Source organism: Trichocoleus sp. FACHB-6, assembly GCF_014695815.1.
Lineage (GTDB): Bacteria > Cyanobacteriota > Cyanobacteriia > Cyanobacteriales > FACHB-T130 > Funiculus > Funiculus sociatus.
Map to the genome: position 1 here is coordinate 106023 of NZ_JACJOY010000021.1, position 14256 is coordinate 120278.

13 protein-coding genes and 1 pseudogene are annotated in these 14256 nt (G+C 43.2%); 7 read left to right on the forward strand and 7 right to left on the reverse strand.

Going from position 1 to position 14256, the window contains the following annotated elements:
• Positions 1–76 precede the first annotated feature (76 nt).
• Positions 77–1039, forward strand: a complete 963-nt coding sequence (gene cysK / locus H6F66_RS04055; RefSeq protein WP_190418458.1) for a cysteine synthase A — start codon at positions 77–79, stop codon at positions 1037–1039.
• Positions 1040–1328: 289 nt separating this feature from the next.
• Here the strand turns inward: cysK and H6F66_RS04060 are convergent, their stop codons facing one another.
• Positions 1329–1739 (reverse strand): DUF202 domain-containing protein, encoded by a 411-nt coding sequence (locus tag H6F66_RS04060; protein WP_347269335.1) that lies wholly within the window; start codon positions 1737–1739, stop codon positions 1329–1331.
• Between the two features lie 286 nt (positions 1740–2025).
• On the reverse strand, positions 2026–2616 hold the full coding sequence (locus H6F66_RS04065; RefSeq protein ID WP_190418460.1) for a Crp/Fnr family transcriptional regulator: 591 nt from the start codon (positions 2614–2616) through the stop codon (positions 2026–2028).
• A gap of 130 nt (positions 2617–2746) precedes the next feature.
• Here H6F66_RS04065 and H6F66_RS04070 point away from each other — a divergent pair, with 130 nt between their 5' ends.
• Positions 2747–3580 carry a PhnD/SsuA/transferrin family substrate-binding protein gene (locus tag H6F66_RS04070; RefSeq protein ID WP_242019137.1) on the forward strand — a complete coding sequence of 278 codons (834 nt, stop codon included), beginning with the start codon at positions 2747–2749 and terminating at the stop codon, positions 3578–3580.
• Between the two features lie 97 nt (positions 3581–3677).
• Here H6F66_RS04070 and H6F66_RS04075 read toward each other — a convergent pair whose 3' ends face one another.
• The 4 genes from H6F66_RS04075 to H6F66_RS04090 form a co-directional block, all read right to left on the reverse strand.
• The gene (locus tag H6F66_RS04075; protein ID WP_199295154.1) at positions 3678–5054 is read right to left on the reverse strand and encodes a tetratricopeptide repeat protein; all 1377 of its coding nucleotides are present in this window, start codon (positions 5052–5054) and stop codon (positions 3678–3680) included.
• 636 nt (positions 5055–5690) lie between these two features.
• Positions 5691–7331 carry an alkaline phosphatase D family protein gene (locus H6F66_RS04080; RefSeq protein ID WP_190418462.1) on the reverse strand — a complete coding sequence of 547 codons (1641 nt, stop codon included), beginning with the start codon at positions 7329–7331 and terminating at the stop codon, positions 5691–5693.
• 273 nt (positions 7332–7604) lie between these two features.
• A complete protein-coding gene (locus tag H6F66_RS04085) occupies positions 7605–7808 on the reverse strand; it encodes a hypothetical protein (protein ID WP_190418464.1) in 204 nt (67 codons plus the stop codon).
• Positions 7809–7814: 6 nt separating this feature from the next.
• A complete protein-coding gene (locus tag H6F66_RS04090) occupies positions 7815–7961 on the reverse strand; it encodes a hypothetical protein (protein ID WP_190418466.1) in 147 nt (48 codons plus the stop codon).
• Positions 7962–8319: 358 nt separating this feature from the next.
• On the opposite strand from H6F66_RS04090, the gene H6F66_RS04095 reads away from it, so the two are divergent.
• Both H6F66_RS04095 and H6F66_RS29195 read left to right on the forward strand, forming a co-directional pair.
• Positions 8320–9648, forward strand: a complete 1329-nt coding sequence (locus H6F66_RS04095) for an IS701 family transposase (RefSeq protein WP_190418468.1) — start codon at positions 8320–8322, stop codon at positions 9646–9648.
• A 55-nt stretch (positions 9649–9703) separates the two neighbouring features.
• Positions 9704–10519 (forward strand): annotated as a pseudogene (locus H6F66_RS29195) (IS5 family transposase).
• 36 nt (positions 10520–10555) lie between these two features.
• Here the strand turns inward: H6F66_RS29195 and H6F66_RS04105 are convergent.
• The gene (locus H6F66_RS04105; RefSeq protein ID WP_190418470.1) at positions 10556–12112 is read right to left on the reverse strand and encodes a metallophosphoesterase; all 1557 of its coding nucleotides are present in this window, start codon (positions 12110–12112) and stop codon (positions 10556–10558) included.
• Between the two features lie 116 nt (positions 12113–12228).
• On the opposite strand from H6F66_RS04105, the gene H6F66_RS04110 reads away from it, so the two are divergent.
• The 3 genes from H6F66_RS04110 (at position 12229) to H6F66_RS27525 (ending at position 13822) form a co-directional block, all read left to right on the forward strand.
• Positions 12229–12765: a DUF1349 domain-containing protein gene (locus H6F66_RS04110; RefSeq protein ID WP_190418472.1), complete on the forward strand. Its 537-nt coding sequence runs from the start codon at positions 12229–12231 to the stop codon at positions 12763–12765.
• Positions 12766–12843: 78 nt separating this feature from the next.
• On the forward strand, positions 12844–13308 hold the full coding sequence (locus H6F66_RS04115) for a cupin domain-containing protein (RefSeq protein WP_190418474.1): 465 nt from the start codon (positions 12844–12846) through the stop codon (positions 13306–13308).
• Between the two features lie 367 nt (positions 13309–13675).
• Positions 13676–13822: a hypothetical protein gene (locus H6F66_RS27525; RefSeq protein WP_199295155.1), complete on the forward strand. Its 147-nt coding sequence runs from the start codon at positions 13676–13678 to the stop codon at positions 13820–13822.
• Positions 13823–14256 lie beyond the last annotated feature (434 nt).

A 14256-nucleotide genomic window follows, 5' to 3' on the forward strand; every position in this document is an offset into this window, starting at 1 on the left:
TCGTAGTGCAGAAAACTACGGAGGTTGCGATCGCACTCAGGGCAGATATCGGACATGAAGCTTTAAGGAGTGGAAAATGCGAATTGCTAATAATGTCACGGAATTGGTTGGGAATACGCCTCTGGTTCAGCTGAATCGACTACCCCAAGAACAAGGGTGTCTAGCGAGAATCGTCGTGAAGCTGGAGAGTATGAACCCAGCGGGTTCTGTTAAAGACCGCATCGGTGTAAGCATGATTCAAAAAGCTGAGGAAGCGGGGCTAATTCAACCTGGTAAAACGGTTTTAATTGAACCAACTTCAGGAAATACTGGCATTGCCTTAGCGATGGTGGCGGCGGCTAAAGGCTACCCTTTGATTTTGGCAATGCCAGATACGATGAGCCTGGAACGGCAGAGAATGCTAAAAGCATATGGTGCCAAACTGGAACTAACACCTGGAGCTGAAGGGATGAGGGGCGCGATCGCTCGTGCCGAAGAAATTGCAGCGACAACACCTAATTCTTATATGCCGCAACAGTTTCGCAACCCAGCCAATCCCCAAATCCACGCCGAAACAACAGCCGAGGAAATTTGGGCTGATACTGATGGTGAAGTGGATATTCTGGTATCTGGGGTTGGTACTGGTGGCACAATTACTGGTGTTGCTGAGGTAATTAAACAGCGAAAACCGAGTTTTCAGGCCGTTGCTGTGGAACCAATCACCAGTCGCGTTCTCTCTGGAGGTAAGCCGGGAGGTCACAAGATTCAAGGAATTGGGGCTGGGTTTATCCCGGAAGTTCTGCGAAAAGAGCTGATTGATGAAATTGTCACCGTCTCGGATGAGGAGGCGATGTATTACAGTCGGCGGCTGGCTAGGGAAGAGGGGTTGCTCTCAGGTATCTCTACAGGAGCAGCTTTAAGTGCGGCAATTCAGATTGGAAGACGTGTAGAGAATGAAGGCCGTTTGATTGTAATGGTGCAACCGAGTTATGGCGAACGTTACCTAAGTACGCCATTATTCCAAGAACTAGAACACTTGGAGGCTGCCTCTGTTCGCTAAACTGGGAATCATGAATTGACAGCGATCGCGCCCACTCGAAATATAGCAATCCGATTTGAGTTGTGAATTAGGTTGGAGCGCGGCAAATGGGTAATTGCAAACAATTACCCATTCTCCACAAATTATTTTTCCCAAATTAACTAGGCTTAATAGTATATAAATCCTAATCCATTTATGAAATTCTCTTTTTTCTGTGTTCTGGAGCCTCCTCAGCAGTTCGTCAAAAAAAGGTAGTTTTCACAAATCAAATAGAATTGCTATATAAAAAGCGAAAAGCTAATTGTTGCCATTACTCAAGCGTAAAAGAATTCGTTGGGTTAAAGGGAACTGTGAAAACGAAATATATAACCCCAGCACCCAAAAGTGTAATCGCCAGGCTGAACACAACTACCCAACGGCCTGTCGGTTCGTAGGTGTCATCATCAATGGCATCGCGGATAGTGAAATAGTGCCAAGTTGAGAGTAACACTGTCATCAAACCCACGAGGGAGAAGATTAAACCCAACTTCCAACCAGTGCCGAGATGAGGTATTTGGGGAGGTTGGAAGTAGCGTAGACGCACGATAACAACACCAAAACCCATCAGCGCGATCGCTGTCCGCATCCATGCTAGGTATGTGCGCTCATTTGCCAAATGATCCCGCACCCGCGAGGAATTCTGTCGCCCTTTGCTGTGTGTATTTGCAGCTGTATTAGTCACTGCTCACCCTAACTTTTTATCTAAACTGTCTGAGATTTATCATTCAAAATTATGCAATTCTTGGAAAAAATCGATGTCCCCAAAAATCACTTCAAAATCTAAAATTCTAGAAGCGAGATAGTACATGATCACCAGCATAAAGCACTGTCGCTTGTGAGTGAGGTAGACAGATACCCGACTTCTCCAAGAAGTCGGGTATCTCTCCACATAGCCTGTACTTCATTCGACTGCAAGCCGCTGTAAAGGTAAACATGGTAGATGACTTAATCCTTTTCTACGCTCCTGATTAGATTTCGTAATGCCAGAACGGTTGTTGCTCGTGCAGAAGAATGAAGTGCTGAGGCAAACGTTGAATAATACCCCGCTTCTCAAACTCATTCAGCAGTCGCGTCACGGTGACTCTGGTAGCACCGATGATTTCAGCAATTTCCTGATGAGTCAATCGTAAATCGATCAGTTGTCCTTGCTCAATTTCACGACCAAACTTTTTTGCCAGCCAACTCAAAAGGCGTAAAAGTGCGGCATCCACCGATTTACTGTGGAGAATTTCCATAAATTCTTGAAATTGTTGGATGTGCTGGATTGTCAACTGGGCAGTTTGTTGCCAATCGTTAACGGGCAAGAGGGTTGCTTCTACAAGTGTGAGACATTCAATTTGATAAGCCTCAGCTTTTGATAAAACCTTACCAGCAATATCCCCTGTCCCCCATACACCGAGAGTGATGGGCGTATCGTCTTCGAGCCAGGTTAAGGTGCGAACCACCCCAGACTCGATTTTCCAAAGATAATCCTGCTCTAAGGGCAGTAGAGAGCGGCGAGCAAATTTTCGTTGCTTGAGTTGAGCAGGACTAGAAAATAAACGCAAAGAGGCGGTCATTAGAGTAATCCAATGTTGAAATTACAGCCAACCGAGAGTTGTGGGGGTGGATTTCAGAGATTTTTACTAATATACTATATTCCGATAGACAAACTGTAGATTTAATAGCCAAAACCGGAGTATCCCTCAATTGGACAGAAAATCAACCAGCCAACCAGACAAACTCAGCTTAGTGTCTTACCTAGCTCCCAATATGTTCTGGTTCTACGAAGCAGTTGGGGCATATTTGGGGGGAGTATTGGGTGTAGAATCGCAGATTGTGCAAAGCGAGTACGATCCGCTTGCAGATCCGGTGATGCTGCAAGATAAACTGGACATTGCTTTTATTTGTGGTTTGCCTTTTGTGCAGCTTGACAGCATCGTTCCCGGTCAACTCAAGGCTTTAGTTGCGCCAGTGATGGGGGGTAGCCGCTATCAAAATCAGGCAGTTTACTTCTCGGATATCATCGTCAATGCTGAGAGTAACCTGAAAAGTTTTGAGGATCTGGCAGGAAAAATATTGTGCTACAACGAGCCGGGTTCAAACAGCGGCTACAACTTGTTGCGCTATCGACTTTTACAGGGTGGATATAGTAGCTTTTTCGGCAAGGTAATCCAATCTGGTTCGCATCAACGTTCTATTCGATTAGTTGTTGACGGACTGGCTGATTGTTCGTCGATCGACAGCACTGTGTTAGAACAAGAACTGCGCGATTCGCCGGAATTGTCCGATCATTTACGGATAATCGAGTCAATTGGGCCATGTCCGATGCCTCCCGTAGTTGTATCGCAGCGGCTGAGTACAGCTTTGATAAATGCGCTAGAATCTGCGCTACTACAGCCAGATACAGAATTGCAATCTGCCATGAATCGGGCGCAAATACAGTCCTACGTTGCTGTGCAGTCGGAAGATTATGCTCCAATTGGCAGGATTTATGATGCTGCTGTACGCGCAGGTTACCAAATAATCGGCTCAAGAGAGTGAAAAGATTTTGTAATTGCCAAGACTCTAACTACGTGATTAAGCAACTCAGATTTATTAACATTTCTATTAGCTTAGTGTAAGCGCTAACCAATAGAGATTAATAGGACTGTGATGCTTTTTCAGGGCGATGTACTGCGCGATCCACCTTAATCGTTAGCTCCAGATTGTTGACATTTAATGTCAGTTTACGCTTATCTGAGTGAAGATTATTACAGGCTGCAAGGGGCTGTTCCACCAACTGAAGTGCCTCATGATTCTGCTCAGTACGCAGCCACGCATCGAGAAAAACTTGCTCAAATAGTTCACGTTGAGCATGGGAGCCGCCAATTTCATACAAGCGCGGTAAAGTTGATCCTAGTTGCGCGATCGCTCTGTGGCAATCTGTTCTAGCATGAGCAACCATGCCTCGCGCTGCTGGCAATACTACTTCATCCCACGTCCGTTTTATAAAGGGTTTAGCAGCTTTGGCGTAAGCTTGCATACTTAAGAGCATTTTGGTCACTTGGTCATTTTGGCCTGCTCGTGCTAAAGCGTAAACATAATGCAAATCTTGAAAAGGTAAGGCGTGTTCGTGAATTCTGGGGGCGAGGTAAGGAGCAATATTTTGCCAGCGATCGCCCACATCTACTCCTCTTAATTCCAACCGCAACAGCAGCGAAATAGCACCCACTTGGTCTTTTGACGATTCTTTCCAGGCACGACCCCAAATGTGAGTATCGTAGAGTTTCAATACTTTCTTTATTTCTTCTTTTTCTAGATAGTAAAGGGCAATGTGCCACCAATTATGCGTGTACAAAAGTGAGTTGCAGTTCTCCCAGGTATCAGAGAGGTTTTCCATCCAAGCAATTCCTTCATCCAGTCGCCCCTGCGTTTCCATCACATGAGCTACTGCATGATGCGCCCAAGGATCGTGACGGTTCATTTCTGTCGCCTTTCGCCCCCATTCTTCAGCTTCTTTCAGGCGATGGCACTGTTCTAAACCGAAGGCAATCATCCCGTATAAATAATGATTTTCGCGATTGCTAAAAAAAACTTTTTCAGCAATATTTAGCAGCCCTTCTTTGTCTCCCAAATAGAAGTAGTGATACTGTCCTCTCTGAACAGAAGCAATGTCGCGGGGAAACTTTTCGGCAATTTCCTCATGGTAAGCGATCGCTCGATCTATATCCCCGCTAGCCCAAGCTGAAATCCCATAAACATAAAGCTTCTCACGCTCATTCGCCTGCGAGAGGTACTTTTTAGCTGCTTGCAGATAGGGTGCTGCTTGATTTTTAGCTTCTGCACTTTCCAGCGAGAGGTAATGCGCTGCTGCATGAGCATTGGCGATAACGCAGGTTGGATCTGCGGCAATTCCTTGCAGGATTGCTTCCGCATCATTGCCGTAGCTGAGTGACTGATCTACAAAGTGATTGATGGCTGCGATCGCATCCGGGGAGTTGGTAGTCACTTCAAGCCCTTGAGAGTCTTTTAGCATAATCTACGGTAATCCGGTCAAGATACTGTATTTAACTTAAATTGGAGTATGTCACAGCTAACTTTAAAAAGCAAGTATGTGTCTACCTGATTTGATTGCGCTCGTATATAAGCTGCAACCAACAAATCTTCATCTGTCTTATGGAATATTTTATTTATACGCACTCATAGCATTGCTATTTTGATGCGCTTGATTTAATTTTCTTTGCGCCTTTTTAATTGCAATAGACTGTATCTACATTCCCCGCGAGACTGCTTTTACCACACGAACAGTTTTGCAATTGTGCTTTGCATAATGTCTTCAAGTTGGTTTATAAAGGCCGTTTCAGATTGGCGATACTGCTCAATTCTGGTTAAACTCTCTCACACCAAAGCTATACAAGCTTAGCCTTGATAGGTGTTTAACCTTTGCCTTAGCGATTTGAAAGTAGCAGATAAAGATATTTTCGCTAAAGCCTAAAAAATAAAAGACGTGTTCCCGACTTTTTAAAGAGTTAAAAAACGGTTTCTAAAAAATTTATTCTCCTCCCCCGGTAGCAGATGCACAGGGAGATTTAAGCAGATATACGGCTTCATTGAAGAATTATCGATTTAGATTGATGACTATTTTTACCTGTTTAGGATTGATGTATTCTACTTAGATTAACTCAATCCGTTTGTTTTCGATCTTTGCATTATCTTTATCACTACTAAACAAATCGTAGATAACAGATAGTTCACCGTCAGCCATTTGTTTGACGCGAATAATGCTGAAATTATTCCTTAGGCATAAATATAAATTCTGAAATTTATAGGGAACATTGTCTTTATTATCCCCAAGGCAACCTTGATCTTTAACCAGGTTTTCTAAAACTTTTAAACCAAATTTGCCTAAACCTGCATAGGCGATGCCACTGGAGGTAAGCTGAAACACTCTGGCAGCAGGAAATTGTTCATGAGATAGCTTAAAAGCTGCGCCCATGTGAACATCACCGCTTAAAAATACCGCCATTTGCTTTGTTTTTTGCGACCATTCAAACACTTTCCCTAAAAAAAGATTCCGTTCCGTCCAGTTAGAGTCATGCTCCCAATGATCTCTAAAATCATCGGTATATTTCCAATAAGGGATATCTAAGCTGTTGACTATAAAACTATTAAAGTGAACTACTGGCACTGGTGACACAATAAATAAGATGCGTGATTCAGAGTTATAGTGTGAATTTATCCAAGTTTCAAAGCGATTCCATTGTTCAACACCTAAAAGACGAAATTCTTGACGATTGTAATCGTGATGCGCCCTCATATCTAATACATAAAAAGTAGAAAAGCCGCAATTAAACTGATAATCAAATTGGTCAATGCTAGGGTCGGTAGGCGGGTTATGAGAATGTTCGTATTCGTAATAAACTTGCTTTGCAGCTTGAAACATTTCATTCACCAGTCGCAGATGTTCGCTGGTATTTCGCAATTGCCATGAGGTGTCTAACTGCGCTGCTAATTCGTTGCGCGTATAAGAACCCCAGCCATCCATGATTTCATGGTCATCCCAAATCATATACATGGGAAAACTTTGAAAAAGTTGCTGGACTTCGGGTATTCCCCAGTAACCCCGGTAAATGTCTCGATACCAGGAAATCATGTCATTTCGAGAGGGTTTGTGCTGTTTTACTTTTTTCAGCCAATCCCATACATTTAATTGTTTAGCACCTTCTCCATCTACATATACTTGGTCGCCAGTACCGATAATAAAACGAGCGTTAGCATCAGATAACTTTTTATAAAAAGTCTCCCACATTTCCAGATTTATCAGCTTATGTTCGTCGTAGGGCATATGGCAACTGTACATCCCAAAGTTGACTTCTGTGGGATGTTCTGGGAATGTTTGAAATGATAGTTTTTTTTCAGTTCCTAGTTCCCAAGGTTTTTCTCGGTTGGGGTGAATTAAGGCGTAGTAATACCGGGTGTCGGGTTGGAGATTTTCTAGGTCTACTACACCCGTTAAGTCATGCTCTTGTTCTAGTTGAAGTGAGACAATTTTAGCAGTGGGAATGTCTTGGTTAAGATGTAAGGTAGTTAATTGCAACCGGAGTGAATTTTCATCAGTGATTATTTGCGGGATGCCGTTAGTTGGTATGGGATGGGGAGAAACAACTAGCCAGTAATTTCCAGGTTCAGAAGCTCGGAACCACAGGCGGACGCTGGTGGTGGTAGTATGTCCAATTATGGTGGCACAATTGAGACGAGGATTGGGCCAGGGACGCTCATCAGGATCATAAAAATTTAGATTTTGCGGTGTCAAATTTAAACTCCAGCTTTGAGAAGATGTTTGCGGATTTCAATATTATCTAAAAACTCTTTAGTACATCAAATACCAATTTTTTTCGTGATAATACACCTCAGATACCCCTAATCCCAAGGGTAAATTGGGCGCTAAGGAGAAGGGTGTAATGGTGAAAAAGCGAATTGGTATAATTGCACAATCACCTTTTTTGTAGCACGGTAGAAGCCTACGCTACGTTAAATATATTTGCACAAAGCTAGATAATTTTGGAGAAAGTGAGTAATTTGTTGACTATTGCAGAGATGACGAACCTGGTTGACATTCTGTTGCACATTTGCATTCGCGAATGCAGATCGTCACGCAGGCGATCGCTCCCCTGTAGCTGAGAGTAACGCCAAAAGCCACATCTAGCCTAGCGACAGACACGATGACAACACAAGTCGCAAGACCGCCAAATCCGGACTCGTCATCAGCGATCGCTTGCGGCAAACCCATAGGAGATTAAATCAGCTGGAAAGAAATATAAATTTCCGTTGAATAAGCCTCGACAATCCGGATTTTTTGCCACATCGCAATTTTTTGGCTTTTTCGTGCCAGAATCGCAGCAAAGGCAGAAAGTCCTGGGCCCCGGATACTCAAAAACCTCATCTATATATTCCCTCGCTGATTGCATTGGTCATAGATAGAATTGTCACCACCTGCTATTCATCCCGGCGCTAATCCGCAGGATATAGCGAAATCCTCCTGCAAAAGCCTAATTAAAATTTAAGGCTCAATAGGGATTCCGGGGAGTTAAGCAAGTAGGTTCTCCAACAAAGCAATAGACCTCCTGCACGAATAGTAATGTAGTGTGACAGTTCACGACGAGAGTGACTCGAAGTAGAGTAGAGTCCGAGTGAGGAATTGGCTGGAAAATGCAGACATGGGATATATCCCTCTTCTGTCACTCTCCGGGTATTATAAGTAGAAGAATGAAAAGAAAAAACTCTACAAGGTAGATAGAGCAATGGATGTAGAATTACAAATCCGGAAACATTTGCCAAGGGATGCCCAGCCAACAGTGGCAATAATAGATGAATATTGTGCAGAGTATAAAGACCTGTTCAAAGAAGTCAGAAATTATGAATACTTAAAGTATTTACATTTAGGAATAATATCAGAAATAAAAAGAAAATCATTACCAGAAATAGCCAAAGTAGTAAGTATAAACTCGGCACAGTCATTACATCATTTTCTTGCCTATTCAGATTGGTCAGTAAAGAAATTAAAAAGCCGAAGATTAAATAAGTTAAAGAGAGCCTTAAAGGGAAAGGCGATAACCGTAGTAATAGATGAAACGGGAGATAGGAAGAAAGGTAAAAAGACAGATTATGTAGCCAGACAATATCTAGGGAGTGTCGGAAAAATAGATAATGGAATAGTGTCAGTCAACGCTTATGGAGTTTATGAAAATATAACATTTCCATTAAGTTTAAAAATATTTAAACCCAAGGGAACGCTAAAAGAAGGAGATAAATATAAAAACAAAATAGAGTTAGCGTCAGAAATTATTACAGAATTAATTAATGAAGGCTTTAATATTGAACGGGTACTAGCTGATAGTTTATATGGTGAAAGTAGCGAATTTATTAAAAAACTGAATGAATCTGAATTAGCGTATGTTGTAGCAATTAGAAGTAATCATGGTGTCTGGCTGCCAGCTAATCAGAGGGTAAGAGCTAATAAGTGGTGCAAATTTGAGAGAACATTTAGTAATAAAAAATCAGAAACCAGATACATTCGAGAAATAGTTTATGGTAAAAGAAGAGCCATAACGTACTGGGAAATAACTACTGACCCAGAAACAATGCCGGAAAATTCTACTTCATTTGTCATGACGAATCTTCAAGGGAATCTCAAGAAAACTTTAGGTGACCTATATGGATTAAGGACATGGGTAGAATATGGATTTCGGCAGTGCAAGCAAGAATTAGGCTGGACAGATTATCGATTTACTAATTTCCAACATATTGAGAGGTGGTGGGAGATTATTTTTTGTGTTTACACAATGATTAGCTTAAATTCCCCAGCTTTTTTAGCTGTCAATCAATCGAGTGAAATTACCCCAAAAATCAAACAAACTAATTCGGTCGATTTTTCTAATCATAAACAATGGAATCATGATTCTGGATGGAAGAATACTTTAAATAATCTTCGTCTAATTGTCCAAGCGCTCTTATTATTTTGGTTAGTTTATCCTTGGCTAAATATTTTTCCTAATTCCGATTTATTTTTGGGTTTCAATCATTTAATTAATGCAATGAATCAATTTAAACCCTTTTACGCTTCTGGATAATTTTGCTTGTTTCCTATTTTCTCTCTCCGGAAAGTGACAGAAGAGGGATAGCGAGTTGGAAACTCTATCAAATCCTGAGTTTAAGCGATTGTCTGGGGTGAGCCGTCAAACATATTGCGAGATGGTCGAGTTGTTGCGTCCGCATCTTGAGCGCCGGGGAAAACGCGGTGGGCAGACGAAGCTGAGTGTGGAAGATCAGTTGCTCGTGGCATTGGAATATTGGCGTGAGTACCGCAGCCAGTTTCACATCGGGGTAAGTTGGGGGTTGCACGAAACGACAGTAGGACGTATTGTCCGTAAGGTGGAAAACGTGCTGGTGAAGTGCGGTAAGTTTCGATTGCCCAGTCAGCGACAGCTCTACCAACCGGGGTGGGAGTCGAAAGTGATGGTAGTAGATGTGGGCGAGATGGAGATTGAGCGCCCTAAAAAAAACAGAAACGCTACTACTCCGGTAAGCAAAAGTGCCATACCCTGAAAGCACAGCTGTTGGTGGAGTTTGAAACTGGACAGATTATTTGTACAGCCGTTGACACGGGCAAAACCCATGATTTTAAACTACTTAAGCGAACTCGATTACCCTTTATTGAGTCGCAATTGTGTTTAGCGGATCAAGGTTATCAAGGATTTGCCCAGCGTCATTCTGGAGCTTGTATCCCCACCAAGAAGCCCCGTAAGCAACCACTGCCAAAGGTAGAGAAGCAGCATAACCCTTGCATTAGCGCGGCTGCGGGTACGAATCGAACACGTCATTCGCCGCTTCAAGATTTTTCGTATCTTTTCCGGTTGTTATCGCAACCGCAGACAACGCTTCGGTTTGCGTTTAAATCTGATTGCTGGCTTGCTCAACTACGAACTGGCACATCCTTCATGATTCATGCAGGAGGTCTAATATATAGGCTTCAAAACTTCAAATCGCAAAAGGTTCCAAGCTCCTATTGTTCCACTGTCGCTTAAATCGCTCAGCGATAAACGGTCGGACGACAAACTTAGGTGGGCAACCGTCTAGGACATCGATCCGCAAAAATGAGTATGGTCGTCGCTTTTGCGAACCTTGACCATTGCGACCGACAAAAAGATGCGATCGCGCAACTTGGCGAGTCTCTCCAAAAGTCTCCATCAATTCCGGCCCCTCAATCCTCTGGCGGCGGAGACTATAACCGCTACCACCACAGACAATCCAATTGCTGTTAGAGTCAGCGTGTCCCGTCTCGCCCGTGCGAAGATATTCCAAACAGTGAGCGTGACCATTCAAAACCAGATCCACAATCGGACGACCCTCTGTCTGCTTTCCCACTGCATCAAACACCCCATCAAGTACCAAGCGGATTCGATGGCGAATCGCCAAAGTTTGCGCTTGATACCACTTCGTCGCCTCCGTAACATAGGGGGGATGGTGGAAATAAATCACACGTCCGCGCACCTCGGCTGTATTCCAAGATTCAATCAATCTTTGCTTAAGCCAATCCAATTGTTCGGAGTCAGTAACCGTTGTTTGGTTGGATGCTAATTGTTTGTCAATGTCTATTTTTACCTCGTCAACCTGCTCCAACTTGGCGTGCAAGTCATCAAGCTGTTCGGCATCGTCCGGTTGCTCAGGGTTTAAATTAGCTATGGTATCGAGGATTTGCTGTTTTTCTTGTTCCAACTCATCTTGCCGCTTTTCCAACTGGCGGCGATACTCGTTCCCCTCTTTTGTCGCTGGAAGCGGCGCAGGATCGTTAAAAGTATTCGAGTCAAGGGCGAAGAAATCAATCCCCCCACTACGGAACGTGTAATAACGATTAGGTAAGCGGGTAAAACTTCCGGGTTGATAACGCAGACAGCGCCCCGTGTCAGTTTGGGCAGTGTAATGGCAATCCAAATGACGGCGCAACTCTTGCGGATTATTGAACGCCTTCAAGTAGTCAAGGAACGCCTGTGCATAGGCATTACCTTGATACGAACCGTGCCACCTAACGTCCAAATCCAATTTTGACTTCAGCATCTGGCGCAGGGGTAGTGTCGTCTGTGCAATCAATCCATAGACAAGAGGCAGATCGTAGTAATCGTGGTTCCCAGGCACGGGCAAAAATGGCATATTAAAAACCATCTGGTCATAAGCAATCTGTTCTGGCTTCTCCCCGCCCACCAGAAACTCTCGGTAAGGCTCAATAAAGTTTTTCTGGTAAAATTCGCTTGAGCCAACCAGATAAATTACGTCGCCCGTATGCAATACGAAACGGCTCTCAGGGCAATGTTCCGCCATCAATTCTGCGATCTGTCGTTGCGGGTTATGACCCCGATGAGATCCAGAACCGCTATCACCCACGACCAAAAATGAGAACTCTGGAGAGTCCGCACCATCGTCTAAAACCATCCGGGTTTGATCGATTCCCCGCTCAACAATACTTGAATCTCGCCACCGCACCCTTTCCTTCATCTTGCGGATTTTGACGGCGATGGGCGGATCTGACACAAATTTCATAACTAATACTCGTAGATTCCTTCTTAAAATTGCCTATTCCCAAGACTAGCCAATTTTACCCGCCTACTCTCTATATTCAGCATCTGACAAAATGAAACAAAACAAAGATTGAAACTATGAAATGGTACAACGAACCGCCATCATGGAATGAACAAGAAGGTATTGTCACCGTTACTTCAGGAGCCAAAACAGATTTCTGGCGCAAGACTCATTACGGCTTTATCCGGGACAATGGAAACTTTTATTACCAACAAGTCACAGGAGATTTCACCGCCCAAGTCAAAGTTACCGGACAGTATCAAGTCCTGTACGACCAAGCCGGACTCATGGTTCGCTTGGATGAAACCACTTGGTTAAAGTGTGGCGTTGAATTTGTGGACGGCGTACAGTACGTTAGTGCTGTTGTCACGCGAGATTTTTCCGACTGGTCTGTGGTACCTTTGCCCCATAACCCAGCCTCTATATGGCTACGGGTGAAGCGAAAAGCTGGAGCAGTAGAGGTGCATTATTCGTTTGATGGCGAGCAGTACACTATGCTCAGGATGGCGTACCTAACTGAAATAGAAACAGTGAGTGTGGGGCTGATGTGCGCGTCGCCGGAAAGTGAAGGTTTCACAACGACATTTGAGGGTTTTAAACTAGGCAAATTGTAGAATTTTAGGCAAATTAAATCTTAGTTTTTTACCCGATTATGCTGATGATATCGACGATTCATGAATGAGGAAAATCAGATGTCTTTACCTATCAAAGAGGTTGTCCTAGGGCCCGGAGAAGGTAGCCACCTCACAATCGGCAACAGTCAAGTGACATTCAAAGCTGTTGGTACAAATACTGACGGACATTTGGGGCTGTTTGAACAGACACTACCACCTGGAGGAACGTCACCCGAACCACATCTTCATCGCCACATGGAGGAGATGTTTTATGTTTTAGAAGGCGAAGTAGAAATTCTGGTTGGGGAGCAGACAGTGCAAGGTCAGGCGGGGGCGTTTGTGCTTGTCCCTCGCGGTACGCCTCACGCCTTCGCGAACCGGGGAACGCAAGCTGCGAAGCTGCTGATTATGTTTTGTCCGGCGGGATCTCGCGAGAAATACTTCGAGGGTTTGGCGGAACTTCTCAAAGATGGACAGCCGCCAGATAGAAAAGCTCTTGTTGAGTTAATGCGGAGATTCGACCAGGAACCTGTGAATATCTAATACAGGTGTGCATATCGCTACTCTGCAAGGTGTTAGCTTGAATTAGTCTTAAATTAAGCTAAAAAACTTCGCTTCTTTACAATTTTTAGCTAGAAGAAGTTGATGCTTTGTAACAGGTTACATAACTTTTGTGAAGTTTTGTGATCTTTTTGATGATTGTGTCAAAACTGGAGGGTAAGGGAGTCGATGCCTATCCATTAGACGCAACATCAATAAAGGCAATTACGGTTTGTCTAGGGTAAGCGATCGCACTTAAGCTTCTGCTAGGTAATCTAGCCAGAACACATCTTGCATGGTTGTTCTGGAAAATACCATTTTAATTTACTTGAGAACAAAACCCCTTTATTCATTTGTAGGAGTTTAGAGAATGAGTAAAACCATTGCCAATCTAACCTTACCAGTGGTAGTTCAAGAAATTGAAAAAGTTTTAGGGACTTATACCGCTCATCCCTATCAAAAAGCTTTCTCTATTCCTGAATTGCGTCAAAAATTAATTGTCTATGTTCTCAGCTGAACCTCTAATAACTACGCAGTCATTGAGGAGCATGAATCAGTAATAAACCAAAATGTCAACTGTTGCTTGGAGCAACACTCAGAAATAGAATGTTTGATTCACTAAGGTATTCATCATATCCTTGAACAAAATTCAGATACGGTTAGTCACCAGATTCCTGAAGAAGTTGATTCAGGATATTTACCTTCTCACTAGTTTGGCTAATGTTATTGAAAAGAGGTAATTTTGTAACGCTAAGGTAAGCGCCAAGAAACGCAAAGTCAAAATTATATTTTCTTGCCGATACTAGAGCGCTTACCTTGGCGTTTCTTGGCATTCATTTATAGAACCCATTTGACATCTAAGTTTGATATCTAAGAAGGTGCTGCAAGCCTCTTAATCATCAAGCGAATAAAACAAAGATTAACCTTGGCAGTCGCATTAGTTAAAGTTCT